Genomic DNA, 21,948 nt, shown 5'->3' with positions numbered 1-21,948 from the left:
ATCGGCGCCGTCCTTGGTCCCGTTGCGCGTCGGCCGGGACCTCCGCGCTTCGCGCCGCCAGGAGCCGGGCGCACCAGGAGTGCCAGACGCCGGCCGCACACGGCTACGGAACGGACGTCAGGAGGCGGGCTGCTTTCAGGAGACTTATGGAACCTTCGGTAGTGAGTAGTTCAGGAGCCTCTGCCGTGCTGGTGCAGTGCGAGAGGACGTACGTAATCTGTACGGTAAACGTACGGAATTTGTGCGGTGGAGTATGTAGGATGTGGCTGGAGGTGCTCCATGTCCGAGTTGTTCGACGCTGTTGACGCGCTGATTGCATCCCGCTCTCCACTGCCGCCGGCGTCTGAGCGCAAGCGGCTGAGGGTCGCACACGGCCTAACGTTGGACGAAGTCGCGGCCGTGCTGAAGGTCCGCCGGGCTACGGTGTCCGGCTGGGAGTCGGTCAAGAAGCCGGTCGAGCCGCGCGGTCCGGAGCGTGAGGCGTACGCGCGGCTGCTGCGGCGGCTTGCAGACCTCTACCCCGCCCCTGAAAAGCATGCCGCCCCGGTGCTCTCCGGGAGCGGCGCTTCCGACTCGGTAGAAGCACCGGCTGTGCCCGCAGGCCAGACCTCGGAAGCCGCGGCCATGCCTGCGCCCGTGAACACGCAGACCTTTGCTCCTGCCTCTTCTCCTGTCACCGCTGCTCCGGCCAGCGCGTCGCGTTCGGAGGCCACCACCAGGCCCTCGTCGACGTCGCGCCGGCCGGGTGCGAAGAAGACGGTCCCGGCAGGCACCCCGGCTGGGGCCGTTGACCCGCGGTTCGAGAACGGGCCCTTGGCGGTCGTCGATGTCGATGCCGACGGGCGGGTGCTGGCCTACTGCACCGGTGGCCTGGTCCTGGACGTGCCCGCCAAGAGCATCCCGGCCCTGGTCGACTGGACGCTGCGCGAGGCCAAGCTCGGTCAGCCGAAGCTCGCCGGCCCCGGTAAGGACGCCGACCCGCTCATCGTCCTCACCGAGTCCGCGCTGGAGCGTTACGGCCTCCCCGTCACGCTCACGGAGGAGGAGCGGCTCGCCGGCCGGATCCCGGAGAACCACAAGGTCGTCAAGCAGCTGGTGCGCGCGGAGTGGAAGCTGACGAAGCGCGGGTTCGGGCCGTGGGCGCGGATCTATCGCCCGGCCACCGGCACGAAGCGGGCCTGCGTGCAGCTGTGCATCCCGTCCTGGCACGCGCTCGACGCGCGTCACTGGGGCAAGGCCGCACAGCTTCCGCCGGCGGAACTCGCGCGCGTGCTGGGCGTGTACGCGTCCCGGGTGATGACGCCGCGCGGCTCCACCGCCGTGACCGGCCTGGAGCTGATGACCGTCCTGCACCCGCCCACCCGCGCGTCCGAGTCGGACGCCGACGGCAAGCGGCACCCCGAGCACAATCCCGGCTCCCTGGGCAAGGACCCGGTCGACCCGGCGCCGTGCGAGGCCCCCGACGGCCACCCGCTCATCAAGGACCTGCCCCGTTTCCACGTGCGTGGCCCGGCGGAGAAGCTGTTCGAGGAGGCGCACGACTGGGCGCGGCCGATGACCGACGCGGAGTGCACCCTGCGGCACCTGGTCGGTATCGACGTCAACATGGCCTTCGCCGCAGGCGCCAACGGCCTCAACGTCGGCCTCGGCGCGCCCACTCACGTCAAGGAGCCGGTGTTCGACCCGAAGCTGCCGGGCTCGTGGCTGGTCGACCTGTCCCACGTCGACCTGTCCACGGTGAAGGTCGGCAAGGAGTGGGTGGAGCTCGACGCCTCGCTGTTGCCCAGCCCGTTCACGCCGAAGGGCGAGCGCCCCGAGGGACCGGCTTGGTACGCGACACCGACCGTCGCCTACGCGGCGGAGCTCGGCTACGAGGTCCGCCCGGTGGAGGCGTACGTCCGCTACGAGAACGGCCGCTACCTGGACGGCTGGTACAACCGGCTCCGTGACGCCTACCTCGCCACCATGGCCGACCTCGGCGTCACGGCCGACCTGACGCCGGCCGGCTTCCTCGCCGCGATGGCCGACTATAGGAGCCGTGATCCGGAGCTGGCGATCGTCGTCTCGGCGATCAAGGCGACGGTCAAGGGGGGCCTGGGCAAGCTGCGGGAGCGCCCCCGCGGGGAGGGCTGGAAGCCCGGACAGCCGTGGCGTGCCCTGTCCCGCCCGACGTGGCGGCCGGACATCCGCGGGGCGGTCATCTCCCGCACCCGCATCAATCTGCACCGGAAGATCGTCAAGCACGCGGCGTTCACCGGGCAGTACCCGGTCGCGGTCCTGTCCGACTGCGTCGTCTACGCGGCGGGCGGGCCTTCGCCGCTGGACTTCCTGCCCTACCGGGACGGCAAGCCGTTGCCCGGCGGTTTCAAGCTGGGTGTCAACCCCGGCCTGGTCAAGCACGAGGGCACGCAGAGCGTGCTGTGGGGTGAGGAGGTTCGCGAGCGGTTCGACGCTCCGGAGCTGAACCTCGCCCGGTACATCAAGGACGGCACCGTCACGGACGCCGACAGCGGAGAGTAGGAGTCGGCGATGAGCCTGTTCGGGGACGGCTTGGACGCCGCTGTGCAGAAGGCGTTCACCCGCCCGGCGCCCAAGAGCGCGGGCGCGCAGATGCGGTACCTGGTCAAGCAGCTCAAGGGCACCAAGGCGGTCGCCCAGATGCTGCGGATCTCCCAGCGCACCGTCGAACGGTACGTAAAGAACCAGATCAAAAAGCCCCGACCGGACCTCGCCGCACGCCTGGAACGCGAGGTGAAGAAGCGCTGGCAGCCGCAGATCCGGGCCAGGGCCCGGCAGAAGGCGGCCACCACCGACGGCATCGTCATCGACACCCGCGCCCGCATGGGTTACACCGCGCCGATCGGGTCGACGGACCAGGACCGCATCCGCCACCTGACCTCGCCCTGCCCCCGCAGTACGCCGCCCGCCTCTTCACCGCCCAGGAGGCCGGGGCCGGCGACGCCCGACTCCAAGAGATCGCGGCCGAAGCCCTCAAGGAGGTCTACTTCCAGGACAACGGCCGCCGCGCCGGCAGTCTGGAAGAGGTCCGGTTCACGGACATCGAGCGCCTCGAGTTCGACCTGTAGGACGGGCTGTTAGGTGGAAGGAAGCTGGTGCTGCGGTCGGTGTCCGCGGCCCTAGGTGTGCTGTTCCGGGACGTTGGTGACACGCGTGCTGGGTGCTTCAACGGGTGAGGGCCTTCTGGGTTCGGTGTGGATTGCGACATCTGCACCCGACCGCAGGAGGCCCTCGTGTCCCACCGTAACGCCCCGCTGACTCCGACCGGACGGCTTCGCCTGGCGCGGTGCGTCGTGGACGAAGGCTGGCCGTTGCGGCGGGCCGCGGAACGCTTCCAGGTCAGCCACACCACCGCCGCCCGGTGGGCGGGCCGCTACCGGCAACTGGGCCCGGCCGGGATGCTCGACCGCTCCAGCCGCCCCCACCACAGCCCGCGCCAGACGCCCGCCCCGGTCGAACAGCGGGTGGTGCGGCTGCGACGCGAACACCGGATCGGTCCGGTGCGGCTGGCCGCCCGTTGCGGCATCGCCGCCTCGACCGCGCACCGCATCCTCCTGCGGCACGGCATGCCCGGGCTGGCAGCCTGTGACCGGGCCACCGGCGAGCCCGTGCGCCGCTACGAGCGTGCCTGGCCCGGGGAACTGGTCCACATCGACGTCAAGAAACTCGGGCGCATCCCCGACGGCGGCGGCCACAAGGTCCTCGGCCGGGCGGCCGGCAGCCCGAACAAGGACCGCCGCAACGGCGCCGGATACGCCTACCTCCACACCGCCTTGGACGACCACACCCGCCTCGCCTACACCGAAGACCTCCCCGACGAGAAGGCCGACACCTGCGCCGGCTTCCTCACCCGGGCCGCAGCCTGGTTCGCCACACGTGGCATCACGATAGGTGTGCTGTTCGGACAGGTTGGTGACGCGGCTGGCTGGTGGGTGGCCGCCGATGCCGGTGTGGGGTCGGTGGTAGTTGTGCCAGTCCAGCCAGTCGGGAAACGCGGCTTGGCGTTCGCGGTCTGAGGTGTAGGGCCGGCGGTAGGCCCATCGTCGAGTACGCCTACTCCTACAGCGGCGCGGCCTGGCACTACAACGACGATCCCTTCGTCCCTGCGGACGAGCGGACCTGGTCCGACCGGCGCGGCTACCGCCAGGTCACCGCCTACACCGGCGCCCTCAACACCACCCGCTCCAAGACCGTCTCGCTCTACATGCAGGGCATGCACGGAGACAAGAAGAAGGACGGCACCACCAAGTCCGTCACTGTGCCCGAGCTGCTCGACACGGACGTCGACTTCTCCGCCGCCTACGACCGAGACCAGTACAAGGGCGTGCTGCGCCAGCAGGTCACCTACAACGGGAGCCAGCCCATCAGCAGCGCCTTCAATAACTACACCAACACGGTGACCGCCACCCAGACGGTCCCGGACGCCGCCGCCCACATCGCCCAGTGGGTCCGCAACGTCTCGACCTACACCAGCACCTACCTCACCGCACAAAGCAAGTGGCGCACCCAAGTCACCGCCAGCAAGTACGACGACCTCGGCATGGTTACCACCGCCGACGACTACGGCCTCAACGCCGTGAGCGGCGACGAGACCTGCACCCGCACCTGGTACGCACGTAACCCGGATGCCGGTATCACCAGCCTTGTTTTCCGCACCCGCACCGTCGCCAAGCAGTGCTCGGTCACCGACAGCAGCCTCAGCCTGCCCGCCAACAGCAGCACCAGCGGTGACGTCCTCGCCGACACCGCGGCCGTCTACGACACCGCCGGCGCCACCACCTGGCTCGCTACCCAGAAACCCACCAAGGGCCAGGTCACCTGGACCGGCCGCGCCACCGGCTACACCACCACCGCCGCAAGCGACGGACAGCGCCCACCGTCCGGCTGGCAGACCACCACCAGGGCGCCTACGCCATGCGGGAGAACGTGAACGCGGTCCTCCGCCGGGCCGGATGGGCTGCCGGTCGGCCTACCTCCCGCACGATCTGCCGCCGAAGAGCGCGTCACCCTCTGAGGATCGCCGCCTCCTGCGACGGAAGGGCGACGATCCGCCTCGAAGGCCTGGGGCTAATTAGGGGCCGTCCGAGGGTGTCGTAGGTGGCCGCTGACCCGAGCGGTGGCGGTGATCACCGGCTTGATCAGAGCCCACTACTCGTCCGATAAGTCGCTCGGGTACGGATGGCGTTCACTCACATCATCACGCCAGCGGCTGCAGACCGGCGGCCCCCCCCCGCACTCACACCATCAGGCGACGACGGACCCACGCCAAGAGTGGACGTGTCGTGGTCAGGAGGCACTATTTCGCGGAGTTCGAGGCGGATGCCTGCGCCCGGTGAGCAGCCTTAGCGGCCTCGACTTCCGACATGCTCGTGATCTTGGGGCGGCGTCCGCCCCGGCGCTTGGCAGTCTTCTCGTCCTTGTTGGCGGCGGTCGTCTTTTCGTACGAGGACGGGGAAGCGAAGTGCGTGGGCGGAGAGGCCAGGGCCTTGGCTGGCGGCTCGATGGTCTCACCCTTGGTCGCCTCGATCAGCTCCTCGATCGGCCGGGCGTGCGTCCGGCACAAGTCCAGCTCATGCGTCTCGCCGTCGATCGTGATCGCGTAGGACTTGGCCGGGGTCTCCTGGTCGATGTCGCACGCGATGATCTCAATCTTCATCGTTTGCTCCTGGTGGCTGGTGGCTGGTGGCTGGTGGCTGGTGGCTGCGTGCCGAGTTTTACTGAGTGTGTTAACGTGACAACAGTATGCGTACGGTCAACGTGTAAGGCTGACGACGGGCCCTAGAGGCTCGCGAGCTTACACAGCCACACGAAACAGAGGGGGAGCCGATGCCGGCTAAGAAGATCCAGGACGATGGCGAGGTCATCAGGTGGTTCGAAGAGGGATGGTCCTACGACGAGATGTCCGCGGAGTACCTGCGGAAGTACAACATCGAGATGAAGCCCTCCGCGTGGGGGAACTTCCGCTACCGCAAAGGGCTGGCGCGTCGCACCGCTCGCGATGACCTACTGATCCCCTGGGCGGTGAAGAGGAACCACCGCGCGCTCTACCCGCTGATGATGCTGCGCCTGGAGGGCCGCAAGCGTGCCGGGATGCCCATAGACGACGAAAAGGTGAAGCGCTTGGAGTCGTGGCGCCGGATGCTGAAGGAAGAGAACGCGGTCGTCCACTACGAGCCGGAAACCGCAGAGGGCTTCTTCTACGTCCCGCGCGAGGCGGGCGACAAGGACATCATCCGCGAGCCCAAGAGGCCGACGACACTACGCCGCAACGCCGACCGACGGGATAGCTGAACGCTCCATTGGGCTTCTGTAGACCCTTCTCGACGCCGCGCCCGGCTCCTGCGTGGCCTGCGGCGACGACGCCTTCTACAACTCCCGCGGATGGAAGACGAGCATCCCGCCCCGCTACTGCTCGAAGAGCTCCGCACCGTCGGCCTCGGTTGCCTGACCGGCAACGAGGCCGACGGTGCGTCGTGACGGGCGTCGTTCGTCAGTGTTACCGGACGTCCGGACCGCCACGCCAGTGCTCCAAGAAAAGATGATCCTCATCATGGGGGAGAGGATGAGGTGCGCTGGCTTCGTTCATCTTCAGGAACAGCGTTTGTCGATGGGTTGCGGAGGCAGTTGGCGATCATCCGGCTCGGGAATGTCGACGAGAGATGACGGCACGTGTCCGGCCCCGACGAGAGCTGGTCGATCTCGCGGAGCTGGTGATCGGTAGGTTGTGTCGCCGAACGTTGAATCGTCTGTTCGAAGGGGTGGGGCCGGGGTGGAAGAGCCAGCGATCACGATCAAGCTCACCCGCGACGAAGCGACGATCCTGTCGGACTGGTTGGAACGGTTGCAGATGACCGATCTGAGCAACACGGTCGACGATCCGGCGGCATGGGCCCCGATCCATCGGATCGCTGGCCAGCTGGACAAGATGCTGCCCGCGCTGTTCTTCCCCGATTATGACGTGCGGCTGGAGGAGGCCCGGCGCCGCCTGCGTCCGCTCGATGACGACAGCCAAGACTGAGCCGATCGAATCTCGCAACAGGACAGCACTGCCCGCGAATGCGGGCCGGCCTGCCGCCCTGACGGGCGGCAGGCCGTCGAGTCAAGCAGCGGCAGATGTCAGCCGGCCTTGGCGGGCTCCTCAGCTCGGGCTCGGGTGCTGGCGAGGCGGTAGGAGTCGGTGCCGGTCTCGATGATGGTGCCGTTGAACGTCAGCCGGTCGACGATGGCCGCGCAGAGCCTGGGATCGGTGAACGTCTTGGTCCAGCCGCCGAACGACTCGTTGGAGGCGATCGCGACGCTGTTCTTCTCCTCGCGTTCGGTCAGGACCTGGAAGAGGAGTTCGGCGCCGTGGCGGTCGAGTTCCATGTAGCCGAGTTCGTCGATGCAGAGGAGATCGACGCGGCCGTAGCGGGCGATGGTTTTGTTCAGCTGCTTCTCGTCGGCGGCCTCGACCAGCTCGTTGACCAGCTTCGTGGCGAGCGTGTAGCGGACGCGGTAGCCCTTCATCGCCGCCTCGGTTCCCAGCGCGATGAGCATGTGGGACTTGCCCGTGCCGGAGTCGCCGATCAGGCAGAGGGGCTGGCTCTTCTTGATCCATTCGCAGCTGGCGAGGGTGTGGATGGTGGCCGGGTCGATGTTGGGGTTGGCGTCGAAGTCGAAGGACCGCAGGGACTTCTCGCGGGGGAAGCCGGCTGCCTTGATCCGTCGCTCTGACCTGCGGCGGGCCCGGTCGTCGCACTCGGCCATCAGTAGCTCGGCGAGGAAGCCGCGGTAGCTCATCTGGTCCTTCATCGCCCGGTCGGCGATGTCGGAGAACTCGTTGCGGATCGACGGTAGCCGCAGCAAGCGGCAGGCGGAGTCGATCGCGGCGTCGGCGGCCTGCTCGGTCAAGCCTCGCTGGCGGGGCATGGTCACTGCGCTTCTCCCTCACGGTGGCCGCTGCCGCTGGTGCGGCGGCGTCGGAGCAACTGGTCGTAGTGAGACACCGAGGGCAGCGGCCTGGTGTCCGGCGGAAGATGCGCCAGGCGCCACTCGTGCAGGGACGTCACCGTCGCCGACGGCTGGCCGGGGGTCCGGGGTTCCGGTGCGGGCTCGGTCTCGGCCTGGGCGGCCTTGCGGGCCTCCAGCGCGACCGCATCCGCGGTCATGGCCCCGGCCCGCAGGGCTGCGGCCAGGCCGGCGACGACGTGTTCGTGCGTCATGTGTCGTCCGAGCAGCAGTACCTCGATGAGCGCGCGGGTGCCGTCCCGTTGGCCGTGGATCTTCATGGCCTGGGTCCACCAGGCGTCGTGGACCGGGGTGAACTTGCCGGCCGAGCGGGCCTGTTCGAGAGCGGTCGAGCCGGGGAAGGCGCCGGGCTTGCGGACCAGAACCTCCAGGTAGTGGTCCAGTTCAAGACGGACGGCGCCTTTGGCGATCAGCCGCTCGTGCCGGGCCACTTCCACGTTCTGGTCGTAAACCACCAGGTGAGAGGCGTGAAGGATGACCCGCACCCGCTTGCCGATCAGCCGGATGGGAACCGAGTAGCGGTTCGTGCGGACCGGGATCTGCCCGTAGCGGTCGACCCGCGGGGTGAACAGCCGCCCGGTCTCAAACGGCTCCTCTGGCAACGGCATCAGCAGCGGTCGTTCGAGCGCGAAGTCCTCGGCGATGGTCCTGGACCTGGATCCGATCCGGCGGGCGTCGTCCTGCCGGTCCCACTGCTCGACCAACTCGTTCAGCTCGGCGAGCGAGGACACCTCGGGGACGGGGACGAAGTGGTTGCGGCGGAAGTAGCCGATCTGTCCCTCGACGCCGCCCTTCTCGTGGGCGCCCTCGATGCCTGGGCGGCAGTAGAAGCTTTCGATTGCGTAGTGCGATTTGAAGGCGATCCACCGGTCAGCTTCCACCCTCGCCCGGCTCAGCCCGAGCACACGGGCGACAGCGGCCTTGAGGTTGTCGTAGCGGACCTTGGTTCGCGGGACCCCGCCCAGTGTCCGCAGCGCGTGGACGTGGCCTTCGAAGAACGCTTCCTGGCCGCAGGAGGCGAACACGCGGTGGACGGCCTTGCCCGAATACGACAGGCGGAAGGAGAACAGGTAGCAGGTCACCAGCTCGCCGGCGAGGCGGATCGTCACGTCGCCGAAGTCGACCTCCGCCTCGTGACCGGGCTGGTGGGTCTGGGGGACGAACGCCTCCAACGGGGCCTTGCCTGACTCGACCAGGATCTCGGGCTTCCGGGCCGCGATGTAGTAGCGGACCATCCCGTAGGAGACGTCGGCGCCGTGTTCCTCGACCAGCCGATGGAAGATCCGGGTGATCGTGTGCCGCTGCTTGCGCGGCGCGTCCAGGTCCGCCCGCAGGATCTCGTCGATCACCGGCTTGTACCGGTCCAGTCCGGTCGCCCGCGGCGGCAGCTTCTTGCGCGGCTCCGGCCAGGACGAGTCCAACGCCTTCCGCACCGTCCGCCACGTCACGCCGTGCTTGCGCTCAAGCTCCCGCATCGACATGCCGCCGCGGTGGTCACGCCGGATCGCCGCGTACAGCTCGACCTTCGACATCCGCGGCATGACCAGCACCTTTCACCAGGAGCATGTCGATGCTGCCCTGGCAAGAACCCCGGTGCCTCCCAAACTCGTCGACATCACCCATCCGTGGAACAGGGCGCCTCCCAAACCCATCGACAAGCGACGTCGCTACTGGTCGATAAAGCCAACGACCAGACAGTCTCGGCGAAGGTCGCCCTGGACCGAGCACAGGACGGTGCCTCCACACAGCTGCTCGGTAAGGCCGACAGCGCCGCCTCTGGTGTGACAGTGCTGGCGGTCACCGCCGCATCCGCGGGCTCGGGACAGTCCGCAAAGGGTGCCGGCGACTACTCGGCTACGCCACTGTCGGCGTCCTCCTCCTGGGAGGCCGGCGGCAGCTCAGGTGCCTTCACCTGGTCCTACGACTTCACGATGCCGCCCGCAGCGGCCGGCCCCGTCCCGCCCCTGTCCCTGTCCTACGACTCGGGCAGCGTCGACGGACGCACGGCGACGACCAACAACCAGACCACCGCGGTCGGCGAGGGCTTCAACCTCACCGAGTCCTACATCGAGCGTTCTTACGGCTCGTGCGACGACGACGGCCACGACGACGTCTTCGACCAGTGCTGGAAGTACGACAACGCAAGCCTGGTCCTCAACGGTAAGTCCACCCGCCTGGTCAAGGACAACACCAGCGGCACCTGGCACCTCGCGGACGACGACGCCTCCACCGTGACCCGCTCCACCGGAGCGGACAACGGCGATGACAACGGCGAATACTGGACCGTCACCACCGGCGACGGCACCAAGTACGTGTTCGGCAAGAACAAACTCGACGGCGCCGACACCCAGCGCACCAACTCGACCTGGACCGTCCCCGTCTTCGGCGACGACTCCGGCGAACCCGGGTACACCGCGGGCGACGCCTTCGCCGACCGGGCCCTGACCCAGGCCTGGCGCTGGAACCTCGACTACGTCGAAGACACCCGAGGCAACGCCTCCACCTACTGGTACACCAAGGAATCGAACTACTACAAGAAGAACAAGGCGACCACAGCCAGTGCCGCCTACGACCGCGGCGGCTACCTCGACCGCATCGAGTACGGGCTGCGCAAGGACGCCCTGTTCACCGACAAGGCCGACGCGAAGGTCACCTTCACCTACGCGGAGCGCTGCACCGCCTCCGACTGCTCCAGCCTGACGAAGGACACCGCGGAGAACTGGCCGGACGTGCCCTTCGACGCGATCTGCTCCAAGGACGACGACGAGTGCAACGCCGCCGGCGCCTCCTTCTTCACCCGCAAGCGGATGACCGGCATCAACACCGTCTCCTACAACGCCACCAGCGGCGCCTACGACCCGGTCGACTCCTGGGCACTGGCTGAGGAGTACCTGGACGGCGGGGACATCGGTGACAGCTCCGACCAGGTCCTCACCCTGAAGTCGATCAAGCGGACCGCCAAGGCGGGCGACACCAGCATCACCCTCGCCCCGGTCACCTTCACCTACCAGATGCGGCCCAACCGGGTCGACGCCACCGACGACATCCTGCCCCTGACCCGTCCCCGCATCTCCACCGTCACCTCGGAGAGCGGCGCCATCACCGCGGTGACCCTGTCGTCACCGGAATGCGTGCGCAGCGAAGTCCTCAACGCGGCTCCCGACTCCAACACCCGCTCCTGCTACCCGCAGTACTGGCACATCAACGGCGCCGAAAACGCGGCAATCGACTGGTTCCACAAGTACCGCGTCACCGCCGTCGGCTCGCACGACGCTGCGGCCGGCAACCCGGCCGTCGAGTACGCCTACTCCTACAGCGGCGCGGCCTGGCACTACAACGACGACCCCTTCACGCCCAAGGACGAGCGGACCTGGTCCGACTGGCGCGGCTACCGCCAGGTCACCGCCTACACCGGCGCCCTCAACACCACCCGCTCCAAGACCGTCTCCCTCTACCTGCAGGGCATGCACGGCGACAAGAACAAGGACGGCACCACCAAGTCCGTCACCGTGCCCGAGCTGCTCGACACGGACGTCGACTTCTCCGCCGCCTACGACCGAGACCAGTACAAGGGCGTGCTGCGCCAGCAGGTCACCTACAACGGCAGCCAGCCCATCTCCAGCGTCTTCAACAACTACACCAACACGGTGACCGCCACCCAGACGGTCCCGGACGCCGCCGCCCACATCGCCCAGTGGGTCCGCAATGTCTCCACCTACACCAGCACCTACCTCACCGCCCAAGGCAAGTGGCGCACCCACGTCACCGCCAGCAAGTACGACGACCTCGGCATGGTCTACGCCGCCGACGACTACGGCCTCAACGGCGTCAGCGGCGACGAAACCTGCACGCGCACCTGGTACGCCCGCAATCCCGACGCCGGCATCACCAGCCTCGTATCCCGCACCCGCACCGTTGCCAAACAGTGCTCCGTCACCGACAGCAGCCTCAGCCTGCCCGCCAACAGCAGCACCAGCGGTGACGTCCTGGCCGACACGGCGGTCGTCTACGACACCGCTGGCGCCACCACCTGGCTCGCCACCCAGAAGCCCACCAAGGGACAGCCCACCTGGACCGGCCGCGCCACCGGCTACACCACCACCGCAGCGAGCGACGGACAGCGCCTGCCCTCCGGCTGGCAGACCACCGCCACCACCACATACGACACCCTCGGGCGCCCCCTGGCCGTCACCGACACGGCAGGCCACACCACCTCCACCGCCTACACCCCCGCAACCGCGGGTCCCCTGACCAGGACGCTCACCACCGACCCCAAGGGCTTCCGCTCGGTCAGCTTCCTCGATGCCCGCCGGGGACTCGAATACCGCAGCTACGACATCAACTCCAAGAAGACCGAGCAGACCTACGACGCGCTCGGCCGCCTCACCCAGGTATGGCTTCCCAACCAGGACCCGGCCAACGAATCCCCCAACGCGAAGTTCGCCTACCACCTCGACACCACCAAGCCGTCATGGGTGTCGACCTCATCCCTCACCAACGACGGCACCACCTACAACACGAGCTACGCGCTGTACGACTCCCTCCTGCGGCCCCTGCAGAGCCAGACGCCGACCCCCGAAGGCGGGCGGCTGCTGACCGACACGCACTACGACACCCGCGGCCTGGCAGACGAAACGTTCGCGGACATCTTCGACAGTGCCAGCACCCCCAACGGCACCTACACCCGGTCCGAATACGGCGGGGCCCCCACCCAGACGGAAACCGTCTACGACGGCGCCGGCCGGGCAACCACCAAGACCCTGCTGGTCATGGGTGTCAAGAAGTGGGCCACCACCACCAGCTACACCGGTGACTCCACCGCCACCACCGCTCTCCAGGGCGGCTCCGCACAGCGCACCATCACCGACATCCGCGGCAACACCATCGAAACCCGCAACTACGCCGGCACCACCCCCGCCGACGCCGACTACGGCACCAGCCCCACCACCCCCTACACCTCCACAAAGTTCACCTACACTCTCGACGGCCGGCAGAAGACCATCATCGGCCCGGACGGAGCCACCTGGTCCTACGGCTACGACCTGTTCGGCCGCCAGACCAGCACGAACGACCCCGACAAGGGCAAGGCGACCACCGAGTACAACACCCTCGACCAGGCCATCAAGGCCACGGACTCCCGCGGCAAAGCGATCCTGAGCGACTACGACGAACTCGGCCGCCCCACCGCCACCTGGGCAGGCTCGAAGACCGACGCCAACCAGCTCACCAGCTACACGTACGACACGCTCCTCAAGGGCCAGCCGACCTCCTCCACCCGCTACATCGGTGGCAAGACCGGCGCCGCATACACCCAGGCCGTCACCGAGCACGACACCATGGGCCGCGCCATCAAGACGGAGCTGCGGCTGCCCGCCAGCGACCCGTTCGTCAAGGCGGGCCAACCCGCCACGCTCGCATTCGAAACGCACTACAACACCCCCGGCGCAGTGCAACAGACCAGCGAGCCCGCACTCGGCGGCCTGCCCTCCGAAATCACCGACTACAAACACGACAAGCTCGGCAACCTGACCTCAATCGGCTCCTACCTCACCGACATCGACTACTCGGCCCTCACCGAACCGCAGATGCTGACCCTGGGCACCGGCACGGGCGGCGTGTACGTCGCCAACGACTATGAGCCGGGAACCGGACGCCTCACCCAAAGCTACGTCCAGGACAACACCCACCCCTACCAGCTGCAGCACCTCGACTACACCTACGACCAGGCCGGCGACGTCACATCCATCGCCGACGCCGCCACGCTCGGCGGCACCAGCAGCGCCGACACCCAGTGCTTCACCTACGACGCCTACCAGCGCCTGACCGAAGCCTGGACGCCCGCCTCCCAGAAGTGCACCGACACCCCCAGCGCCACCGCACTCTCAGGCCCCGCCCCCTACTGGACCAGCTACACCTACAACACCGCAGGCCAGCGCACCGCCGAAACCCAGCACAGCAGCAGCGCCACCACCAAAACCACCTACTGCTACACCAACACCGCCCAGCCCCACACCCTGACCGGCACCACCACCAAGACCGACTGCACCAACCCCGAGAAGACCTACACCTACGACACAGCCGGCAACACCACCAAGCGCCCCGGCACCGCCGCGACGCAAAACCTGACCTGGTCGGAAGAAGGCAAGCTCACCAGCCTCACCGAAAATGACCAGAGCACCGACTACCTCTACGGCGCAGACGGCACCCTCCTCATCCGCGCCACGGAAAACGGCGAACGCGTCCTCTACGCCGGCGCCACCGAACTCCACCTCCGCGCCGACGGCACCACCTGGGCCCAGCGCTACTACACCTCCGACGGCATCACCGCCGCCATGAGCTCCAACCAGACCGGCACCCTCAAGTTCACCTACCTCATCAGCGACCCCCACGGCACCTCCAGCCTGGCCATCAACCGCAACAGCGCCCTGACCTTCACCAAGCGCTACACCACCCCCTTCGGCGAAGACCGCGGAAAACCGCTGTACGGCCCCTGGCCCGACGACAAGGGCTTCCTCGGCAAAACCCGCGACACCAACACCGGCCTCACCCACATCGGCGCCCGCGAATACGACCCCACCATCGGGCAGTTCATCAGCGTCGACCCTGTTCTGACCCCCTCTGATCCCCAGTCCCTCAACGGTTACTCCTACGCCGGAAACAACCCCACGACCAACAGTGATCCCACCGGTCTGTGCCGTGCGGACATATGCGGCATCGGCACCCCGAAGGGGAATGTAGTTGGCGGCTCCAGCGGAATCATCACGGACGGCCCGATCGACCCCAGTAACCCCGGCAGAGGCTCCTGCCATAAGGGGAAATGCGGGAGTGGAACCGCAACGGTCGACAGTGCTGGCAGCGTTTCAACCGGGATCTCAGCAGCTGCTGATTACCGGTGTGGGGGCTGCTATAGCATTGGTCTTACAGGGTATGGGCCATCCGCCGACCGGCATGCACTAAGCAAGATGCCTAATTCGGGCCCCGTTCCCGAGCTGCCGAGTTTCCTCCAGGTGATCAAGAGTTTCGTACTGCCGGACATCGACGAATGGAAGGCATGCGCGGGTGACCCGGGCCTCAATTCCCACTGCGGCTGGGCTGCAACTGACCTCCCATTCGCCAAGGCCCTGAAAGCCCTGAAGCTCCTGAAATTCGGGAAGGCGAAGAAGGTCGATGATGCCGTTAATGCGGCGAACGATAGGATCCTTCTCCCTGTGGACGGTGTGCCTCCTCCTCGAATAAAGCCGACATGGGGACAGAGTGATAATGCGGCTGGTGGAAAAGTTTATGGCGCGAACGGATTGGTCATCCAGGACGACTTCGCCGACATCGTGACCGACGCTGTGAAGCGCGGGGATCGCGTCCATATACTCACAGGAACACATGGTGATTGGAATGGTAGAATGAGGGCGGAGCGCAGATTCTATACTGAGGACATGGAGCGTTTCGGGATTCTTCCCGGTGTCACGGTTCACGATGTACCGTCCATGTCGCCGGAGGCTATTAGTGGAGTTCTGCAAGGACCGGGGACGATTGTCAAAGCTTTCTGCTATAGTGGAAGCTGCCTAAAATCCTAACGATAAGCTAAGGGGAGGAATGGTGGACGCCGGGGCAGGGGGACAAAGGCGCGAGTATGTCGGCTTCATTTGGATCGATGGTCAACCGGAATCGGAAACACGATTCCGCCTGATGGCATCGTCGTTGAGTGAAGCCCGAGCGCTGGTTGTCGAGCAGTATGGTGAAGGGCACGTGATCTCAGTGTGGAATGAAGAAGACGCCAGGCGTCCTAGGTAGAATCACCTCGACTTTATCGAGGTTCTCTATCTACCCGGTGCGTTTCTCCTCGACCACAGCTCAGGTCAAGGAGAAGCGCACCGCCTTCCACTGTCTCCACCTGGCCCACTCCACAGCACCGCGTCGACCCGGTGCGCATCACTCCCGCGCGTCGGCCGCAGCCGTCCAGAGGGCGACCGTCAGCGCCACCGTGCTCGCGGGGCCAAGCGGGCGGCCGTGCCGCGCCGGTATCCGCCGGCTTCCCGGAGTTCGGCGAGGACTATGGCGACAGCGCGGTCGCGCCAGGCCCGGCTGCGTCCGCCGCCCTGGTTGCCCCGGCCGTCTCCCGGGCGCCGCCCCGCTGCTCCGAGTCGGCCGGTGCCGACGTCCGTCTTCCAGGCCGTCCAGAACGCTTCCACGGCCTCCTGCGCGTAGTAGTGGGTGCAGTTCACGATGCATGCCACCGGAGGGAACCGGCGGTGTTCGGGTAGCGCTCGCGCTGGCCGGCCCAGCGGTTCACCGTGGCTGCCGACGCCCTGGTGTACTCCATGACCCACGCCCGGCTCACCACCCACCGGCCATCTACCATCCGACGCGACGCTCCGGCCTCGCCCACCACCACTCCCTTGCCCCCGCGCGCAGTGATCTGCAGTCCGCAGACTCAACTACGCCCACTCCACGCCCAGTTCCCGCAAGGCGTTGTCCAGGAGCGGTTTTTCTGATCAGTCATTGGTGGTCTGGCCTGCACTGATCAGTTTGTGGTGCCTCGGTGGGCGGGGGAGTGCAGTGTGCCAGTAGCTGCAGTGATTGTGGGCGCTGTGCTGGATCAGCGGCCTGACCTGTGGCTTTGTCAGTTAGCTGATGGGTAATCAGGTCGTGTCATCTGCGCTGCGCAAGGTTCAGGTTCAATGGTCGTTGGTATGCGGCGTCGCGAGATCGCCTCGTGTTACACGCTGTCGGCCCATGAGGGGACGAGGTAGGTGTGGACGTCGCCGAGTGCGAGACGGAGCGGGCCGAGGAGGCGGTGGGCGAGGCCGGGGGAGAGGTCCTCGATTGCGAGGGCCGTAGCGGCGAAGCACACGGCTTTCTGTTCATCTGAGAAGTCCCGTACGTGCTTGCCTTGGATGCGCGCTGCTCGGTCCAGTGCTGCTTCCGTGTGCTTGATCAGCGCGTTCTTCAGCGTGGCCCGGTCGGCGGTCCTGGCGAGGTCCTGTGCTTCATACCAGGCGGGATCTTCACGATCGGTCGGCCACGCCTTGTTGTAGGAGCGGCGCAGGGTGAGGACTTCGTCCCACGTCAGCTTCTCCAGTCGGGTGAGCAGTGCTGCCGCTGTTCGCCCTTGGGGGCCCAGCGCCCACCAGGCCGGTACCCGACACCATATTCGCTGGCTCCAGGTCCGTCCGGAGCGCTCCTGGTTGTCGTCATTCGGGACAAGAGTCAAGATCCACAGCCCGAATGGCGTCTCGGCCGTGAACGGCAAGTAGTTGGCACCTGATGCATATGGTGCGGCGCGGTGCCACGGTTGCTTGCGGCGCCGCAGCGACACGCCGGGTGTTTCCTCGACGAGGATGTCGAGGCGATCGCGGAGGGAGGCGGCGTAGTCGACCGGGTCGTCGTTGAAGCCGCGGCCTGAAGGGCGTGTGACCTTCCAGCCCCAGTCGGCCGGCAGGCGGTTCGGGTCCACTCTCGCGACTGTCCAGTTTTCCCACCCAAGGCCAGGCACTGATCCCCCTTCGTGACGATGCTGAGGCCCATCTTGGAGCACCCCGTGGCGGGCGTGAGTGCCAGTGACCACACCGGTTCAGCGTGGCCGGACCTTGCTGCGCTCGATTCGCTGCTAAGACGTCGTTTCTTATGGCTGTCAGAGCGGCGTGAGAGCCTCCTGGCATGAGCTACGACCTGGCTGTCTGGGAAGGCGAGAGGCCGGCGGACGACAAGAACGCCCGCCAATCCTTCGGTGACCTGTACGACCGCTATCTCGACGGTGAGGCCAAGGAGCCTCCGTGCGAACGCATCACGGCCTACGTCGCGGCGCTTCTTAAGCGGTGGTGTGACATCACCGAGGATGAGGATGAGACGTCGCCGTGGTCGGTTGGGCCGTTGATCGACGGTGCCAGCGGCCCGCTGGTCTACTTCGGGCTGGCCTGGGACAGGGCCGAGGAAGTGTCGTCCTACGCGGCAGCCTTGGCGGAGTCCATGGGGCTGATCTGCTTCGACGTGCAGCAGAACCGCCTCAGGCCGTGAGCGAGCTCGCCAAACGGCGGTAGCCGATGAGGGCTGCGGCTATGCCGACGAAGGCGAGGAAGTGTTCGGCTTTGCGTTCGTAGCGGCGGTGCAACCGGCGGCATCCTCCCAGCCAGGACACGGTTCTTTCAACCACCCAGCGATGCCGGCCCAGCCGCTGTGAGGACTCGACGCCCTTGCGGGCAATGCGGTGGCGGATGCCCCGCCGGCAGAGCCATCGGCGCAAGTGGTCGTAGTCGTAGCCCTTGTCGGCGTGCAGTTTTGCCGGGCGCCGGCGGCGTGGACCGCGGCGGGACCGGATGGGCGGGATGCCGCGCACGAGCGGCTCCAGGCCCTGACTGTCGTGCACGTTCGCGCCGGAGATGCCCAGGGACAGTGGCAGTCCGTTCCGATCGCAGATCAGGTGGATCTTCGATCCCAGCTTGCCGCGGTCGGTCGGATTCGGTCCGGTCAGTGGCCCCCTTTTGCGGCCCGCAGGCTGACCGAGTCGATCGCGCACCGCGACCAGTCCAGCTCGCCCCGCGCTCCGAGTTCATCGAGGATCACACGGTAGAGCCTGGCCCAGACCCGGTCGCGGCTCCACTGTGCGAACCTGCGGTAGACCGTGGGCCAGGCCGGTCCGAACACCGGCGGCAGCTGCCGCCATGTGCAGCCCGAAGTCGCTACGAAGATGATCGCGGCCAGGGTCTCACGGTCACCCGCCCGGCGTCGGCCACCGCCTTGTGGACGTGTGACCACTGTCAGCGGCACCACCCGCCTGAACAGCACCCACAACTCGTCCGGCACCAGCCGCTTAACTAGGCCCGTCATGCACGGATCAACGAACGATCACGCCATAAGAAACGACGTCTAAGACCGTGTCCTACGTGGCGGTGGCTCGTTGGTACGTTCATGGGGCGGGGTACGTGGAGTTGGATTGTTCCGGACGGCTTGTGGGAGATCGCCAAGCCGCTGATCCCGGAGGACCGGGTGCGGCCGCAGGGCGGCGGGAAGCAGAACACGCCTGATGAGACGCTGTTCGCGGCGATCATCTACGTACTGGTCAGCGGGTGCGCCTGGCGGGCTCTGCCGCCGTGTTTCGGGATATCGAAGTCGACCGCACACCGCCGCTTCATGATCTGGTCGCGGGCCGGCGTCTGGGGCCGCCTCCACGAAGCCGTCCTGCACCGGCTCGACGACGCCGGCCTCGTGGATGTCTCCCGCGTGGTTCTCGACTCTGCTCACGTACGCGCTAAAAAAGGGGCGAACACACAGGTCCGAGCCCCGTGGACCGCGGCAAGCCGGGTTCCAAGATGCACGTGCTGTCGGACGCGAACGGACTGCCCCTGGTCGTCGGGATCTCGGCCGCCAACGTCCACGACAGTGAAGGACTGAAGCCCATGGTGGCGGGTCACCAAACGAGACACGACCCCCACCGCGGCCGCCACTTCAAACCTCAGCGTCTCCACGCCGACAAAGCCTACGACGTCCCCCACCTGCGTAAATGGCTTCGCGGCAAGCGGATCGGAGTGCGCATCGCCCGCAAGGGCATCGAGTCCAGCGAACGCTTGGGCCGCCGCCGCTGGGTCATCGAGCGGACGATGTCCTGGCTGACTGGCTACCGCAGACTCAACCACCGCTACGAGCGGAAACCAGGCAACTACCTGGCCTTTCTCGGGCTGGCAGCAGCTCTCTGCTGCTACAAACGATTCCTCAAACTGACCATGTAGGACACGGTCTAAGGCGGCTTCGCGTGCGGCCCCGTAGGCAGGCTGCGGACCGTAGGCGGCACCAACGGCTCTGAGTCTCGGGCGGTGCCGACCGTGACGAACAAGCATCAGCAAGGCATGGCTGGGGCCGGACTCGGGTTCCGCCGCACGGCCCCAGGGGGCCGCGCGGCTGCTGTACCTCCGCACACCGTGTCTCACGTGCACGCTGTCTGAGGTGCCTTTCTGTGGCTTCGGCTGGGCGAGGGTGAAGGTGACCACTCCCCGGAACGATCCAGGGTCTTCACCTGATAGGGATGCTGGATCAGGTGCAATGTCCCGATGTGGCCCTACGCGAAGCTACGTGCTGGCTAGCCTGGGAACGCGTCGCCGTCGGCGGCTGAACCTTGAGAGGAAGTCGATGACGGACCAGGCAGCGCGGCGTCCAGGCACGTCAGACCTCAGCACTCTCACGCTGGATTTCCGGCATGTCCACCACCTCATTGACCCTGCTGAAGACGGCGTCCAGTCCTGGTGACCTCGAAAGTGTCGAGCCGTTCGACATGTCGATTGGCTCGACATACCGTTTAGTGTCATGGACCCTACTGTCGACCCACTCGACACTAACCAGGTGGACGTCCGTGGCACCGCCCTGGCCGCCCTGCGCGGCTGGGCCGCCCGCCGCAACCGCCTCGCCGACAACAGGGCCGACCTGATGGCCGCCGCCTGGTGGACGGGCACTCGCACCGTCGCCGAACTCGCCCGCGCCGCCGACGTCTCCCGCGACACCGTCTACGACGACCTGCGCGCCCGCGGCATCGAGCCCACCGACAAGACCACCGCCGCCCACGACCGTCTTCCGCCCTACGCGCCGCTCACCGCGGAGGCCGTGCACGACCTTGCCGAGCAAGCCCAAGCCCTCGTACGGCCTGCGATGCTCACCGAACGCCCCGGCTGGATTCCGGACGCCGCCTGGCAACTGGCCGTCGCCCTGGGCCACATTGCCTTCCTGTTGCAGGACGTCGACGACGCCCACCGCGCGCTCGTGGCCCAGGCTCTCGCCGGGGAGCTCGGCATGGCCCAGGACGCCGCGCACAAGGTGTGGGCGGACCTGGCCACCAAGGAGCAATTGGCAGCTCTGGCCGCCGATACGACCCGGGGCCTGCAAGAGCTGGAACAGGCGGTCGTCGAAACCGCGGAGCTCACTGTGATCGAACCGCGCACCGGAGCGCCATTCACCGTGCAGATCAGCCGCGTCGCTGCCGGGCCGTACCGGGGCTGGACACGCCTGCGCACCGATCACCAGCAGCTGGACACCCGGATCACCGCCGCCGACCACCTCGCGATCGACGGCGTCCTGCTCACGCTCGGCGGCGTTCTGAGCCGCTACCTTCCCCAGGAAGACATCGGATGAGGCGATCCGGCGTGTCCGAGCCCCGCCCCACCTTCTCACCGTGCAACCCAGTCTTGGCGCAGCGCTGTCCGGCCCGCCGACTACGAGAGGACCACAATCAATGAGCACCGATGCCTATGAACGCTGGAAGACCCTCGAGGTGCGCCGCCCCGGCGACGTCCCGCCGGCCACGCCGCTCGCCTGGCACGTGGAGAGTTCACCGCGCAGCGACGCCCTCGCGGCCATCGCTCTGCGCGAGTCCCTGCACCGTCACATCGAGGCCGAGCGCGGAAGCCGGGTCCGCCAGACGATCGAGCTGGGTGACGACGAGTCGGCCACCGCGACCGGAACGGAGGCAAGCCGGTGAGCGCAACCCCGGATGAGCTGATCTCTCAGATCAGCCAGCTCGCACACCAACTGGAGACGCACCCCGATCTCGCCGAGCCGGACAACACCCGCCGGGCGCTCTACGACCTGACCTCCGCCCTGTCCTCGCTCGTCACCCCACTCGACCTCTGGGTGACCGGGGCTGGAGAGTATCCGGAGGCCGTCCACGGCAGCGAACTGGCAGCTCCGGGAGCCTCTTTGAAGGAAGCCATCCAGACGACGCACTCCGTTCTGAGGCAGCTGTGACCACCGAGCTGGAGCCCACAGTGCCACATCCGAAAGGGCGCGAAGAAGGAGCACCCCGAGCCGCACGTCGAGCACGCTGCAGGTGAGGGCGGCCGAGGGACCTCTGTCGAGGAGGATTACAGGACTGGCGGAGGTGACCGACGCCGAGCTGATGGACGACGACGCGCCCGGCGAGGTCGCTGTGCTCGATCCGGTGGCCGC

At 67.1% G+C, this 21,948-nt stretch carries 16 protein-coding genes and 3 pseudogenes; 12 read left to right on the top strand and 7 right to left on the bottom strand.

The features are described 5' to 3' along the window. The first annotated feature begins 279 nt into the window (after positions 1-279). From tap to AC0VYN_RS17345, 3 genes and pseudogenes are all read left to right on the top strand, one after another. Complete coding sequence (gene tap, locus AC0VYN_RS17355; protein ID WP_475536795.1) at positions 280-2,520, top strand: telomere-associated protein Tap; 2,241 nt, start codon at positions 280-282, stop codon at positions 2,518-2,520. Between the two features lie 9 nt (positions 2,521-2,529). Further along, positions 2,530-3,086 (top strand): annotated as a pseudogene (gene tpg / locus AC0VYN_RS17350) (telomere-protecting terminal protein Tpg). Positions 3,087-3,251: 165 nt separating this feature from the next. Beyond that, positions 3,252-3,908, top strand: a pseudogene (locus AC0VYN_RS17345) (leucine zipper domain-containing protein); the annotation flags it as partial. Here AC0VYN_RS17345 and AC0VYN_RS17340 read toward each other — a convergent pair. Further along, a pseudogene (locus tag AC0VYN_RS17340) lies at positions 3,909-4,142 on the bottom strand (IS481 family transposase); the annotation flags it as partial. A gap of 89 nt (positions 4,143-4,231) precedes the next feature. Here AC0VYN_RS17340 and AC0VYN_RS17335 point away from each other — a divergent pair. Further along, entirely contained in the window at positions 4,232-4,948 is a 717-nt protein-coding gene (locus AC0VYN_RS17335; RefSeq protein WP_475536794.1) for a hypothetical protein, read from the top strand. 366 nt (positions 4,949-5,314) lie between these two features. Here AC0VYN_RS17335 and AC0VYN_RS17330 read toward each other — a convergent pair whose 3' ends face one another. Then, on the bottom strand, positions 5,315-5,674 hold the full coding sequence (locus AC0VYN_RS17330; protein WP_475536793.1) for a hypothetical protein: 360 nt from the start codon (positions 5,672-5,674) through the stop codon (positions 5,315-5,317). A gap of 170 nt (positions 5,675-5,844) precedes the next feature. Here AC0VYN_RS17330 and AC0VYN_RS17325 point away from each other — a divergent pair, with 170 nt between their 5' ends. Together AC0VYN_RS17325 and AC0VYN_RS17320 are read left to right on the top strand one after the other, a co-directional pair. After that, on the top strand, positions 5,845-6,309 hold the full coding sequence (locus tag AC0VYN_RS17325; protein ID WP_475536792.1) for a hypothetical protein: 465 nt from the start codon (positions 5,845-5,847) through the stop codon (positions 6,307-6,309). Positions 6,310-6,787: 478 nt separating this feature from the next. After that, entirely contained in the window at positions 6,788-7,036 is a 249-nt protein-coding gene (locus AC0VYN_RS17320; protein WP_403514080.1) for a hypothetical protein, read from the top strand. A gap of 98 nt (positions 7,037-7,134) precedes the next feature. Here AC0VYN_RS17320 and istB read toward each other — a convergent pair whose 3' ends face one another. Together istB and istA are read right to left on the bottom strand one after the other, a co-directional pair. Then, the gene (gene istB, locus AC0VYN_RS17315; RefSeq protein ID WP_401981210.1) at positions 7,135-7,932 is read right to left on the bottom strand and encodes an IS21-like element helper ATPase IstB; all 798 of its coding nucleotides are present in this window, start codon (positions 7,930-7,932) and stop codon (positions 7,135-7,137) included. After that, the gene (gene istA / locus AC0VYN_RS17310; protein ID WP_475536903.1) at positions 7,929-9,557 is read right to left on the bottom strand and encodes an IS21 family transposase; all 1,629 of its coding nucleotides are present in this window, start codon (positions 9,555-9,557) and stop codon (positions 7,929-7,931) included. Before istA ends, istB begins: the two co-directional genes overlap by 4 nt. Positions 9,558-9,812: 255 nt before the next feature. Between istA and AC0VYN_RS17305 the strand changes: the two genes are divergently transcribed. Further along, positions 9,813-15,596, top strand: a complete 5,784-nt coding sequence (locus AC0VYN_RS17305) for an RHS repeat-associated core domain-containing protein (RefSeq protein WP_475536791.1) — start codon at positions 9,813-9,815, stop codon at positions 15,594-15,596. A gap of 396 nt (positions 15,597-15,992) precedes the next feature. Here the strand turns inward: AC0VYN_RS17305 and AC0VYN_RS17300 are convergent, their stop codons facing one another. Together AC0VYN_RS17300 and AC0VYN_RS17295 are read right to left on the bottom strand one after the other, a co-directional pair. Then, complete coding sequence (locus AC0VYN_RS17300; protein ID WP_475536790.1) at positions 15,993-16,244, bottom strand: hypothetical protein; 252 nt, start codon at positions 16,242-16,244, stop codon at positions 15,993-15,995. Between the two features lie 494 nt (positions 16,245-16,738). After that, positions 16,739-17,476 carry a hypothetical protein gene (locus AC0VYN_RS17295; protein WP_475536789.1) on the bottom strand — a complete coding sequence of 246 codons (738 nt, stop codon included), beginning with the start codon at positions 17,474-17,476 and terminating at the stop codon, positions 16,739-16,741. 203 nt (positions 17,477-17,679) lie between these two features. Here AC0VYN_RS17295 and AC0VYN_RS17290 point away from each other — a divergent pair, with 203 nt between their 5' ends. Then, positions 17,680-18,036: a hypothetical protein gene (locus AC0VYN_RS17290; RefSeq protein WP_475536788.1), complete on the top strand. Its 357-nt coding sequence runs from the start codon at positions 17,680-17,682 to the stop codon at positions 18,034-18,036. Here the strand turns inward: AC0VYN_RS17290 and AC0VYN_RS17285 are convergent. Beyond that, a protein-coding gene (locus AC0VYN_RS17285) for an IS5 family transposase (protein WP_475536787.1) occupies positions 18,026-18,846 on the bottom strand; the annotation gives its coding sequence in 2 pieces (ribosomal slippage) (positions 18,026-18,496 and positions 18,499-18,846; 819 coding nt in all). The two genes, AC0VYN_RS17290 and AC0VYN_RS17285, sit on opposite strands and share 11 nt — an antisense overlap. Before the next feature lie 81 nt (positions 18,847-18,927). Here AC0VYN_RS17285 and AC0VYN_RS17280 point away from each other — a divergent pair. The 4 genes from AC0VYN_RS17280 to AC0VYN_RS17265 all read left to right on the top strand — a co-directional run bounded on the left by AC0VYN_RS17280 (position 18,928) and on the right by AC0VYN_RS17265 (position 21,747). After that, positions 18,928-19,745 (top strand): IS5 family transposase gene (locus AC0VYN_RS17280; RefSeq protein WP_475536786.1). Its coding sequence is split into 2 segments (ribosomal slippage): positions 18,928-19,276 and positions 19,276-19,745, totalling 819 coding nucleotides; the frame shifts between segments, so codons are not numbered across the junction. A gap of 607 nt (positions 19,746-20,352) precedes the next feature. Further along, positions 20,353-21,135, top strand: coding sequence for a hypothetical protein (locus AC0VYN_RS17275; protein WP_475536785.1), 783 nt, complete (start codon positions 20,353-20,355; stop codon positions 21,133-21,135). A gap of 100 nt (positions 21,136-21,235) precedes the next feature. Next, positions 21,236-21,481: a hypothetical protein gene (locus AC0VYN_RS17270; RefSeq protein WP_475536784.1), complete on the top strand. Its 246-nt coding sequence runs from the start codon at positions 21,236-21,238 to the stop codon at positions 21,479-21,481. Beyond that, positions 21,478-21,747 (top strand): hypothetical protein, encoded by a 270-nt coding sequence (locus AC0VYN_RS17265; RefSeq protein WP_475536783.1) that lies wholly within the window; start codon positions 21,478-21,480, stop codon positions 21,745-21,747. Before AC0VYN_RS17270 ends, AC0VYN_RS17265 begins: the two co-directional genes overlap by 4 nt. Positions 21,748-21,948: the final 201 nt, after the last annotated feature.

The organism is Streptomyces sp. 63XJN7_1_ISO-PGPR-S23-121 (genome assembly GCF_056173025.1).
Note: the sequence above shows the minus strand (reverse complement) of the source record. Positions and strands in the feature narration are given on the sequence as shown.

Excerpts from the sequence above, each read along its gene's own strand:
- tap (WP_475536795.1), top strand. The coding sequence starts at position 280 with ATGTCCGAGTTGTTCGACGCTGTTGACGCGCTGATTGCATCCCGCTCT.
- AC0VYN_RS17335 (WP_475536794.1), top strand. The coding sequence starts at position 4,232 with ATGCACGGAGACAAGAAGAAGGACGGCACCACCAAGTCCGTCACTGTG.
- AC0VYN_RS17330 (WP_475536793.1), bottom strand. The coding sequence starts at position 5,674 with ATGAAGATTGAGATCATCGCGTGCGACATCGACCAGGAGACCCCGGCC.
- AC0VYN_RS17325 (WP_475536792.1), top strand. The coding sequence starts at position 5,845 with ATGCCGGCTAAGAAGATCCAGGACGATGGCGAGGTCATCAGGTGGTTC.
- istA (WP_475536903.1), bottom strand. The coding sequence starts at position 9,557 with ATGTCGAAGGTCGAGCTGTACGCGGCGATCCGGCGTGACCACCGCGGC.
- AC0VYN_RS17290 (WP_475536788.1), top strand. The coding sequence starts at position 17,680 with ATGAGCTACGACCTGGCTGTCTGGGAAGGCGAGAGGCCGGCGGACGAC.
- AC0VYN_RS17270 (WP_475536784.1), top strand. The coding sequence starts at position 21,236 with ATGAGCACCGATGCCTATGAACGCTGGAAGACCCTCGAGGTGCGCCGC.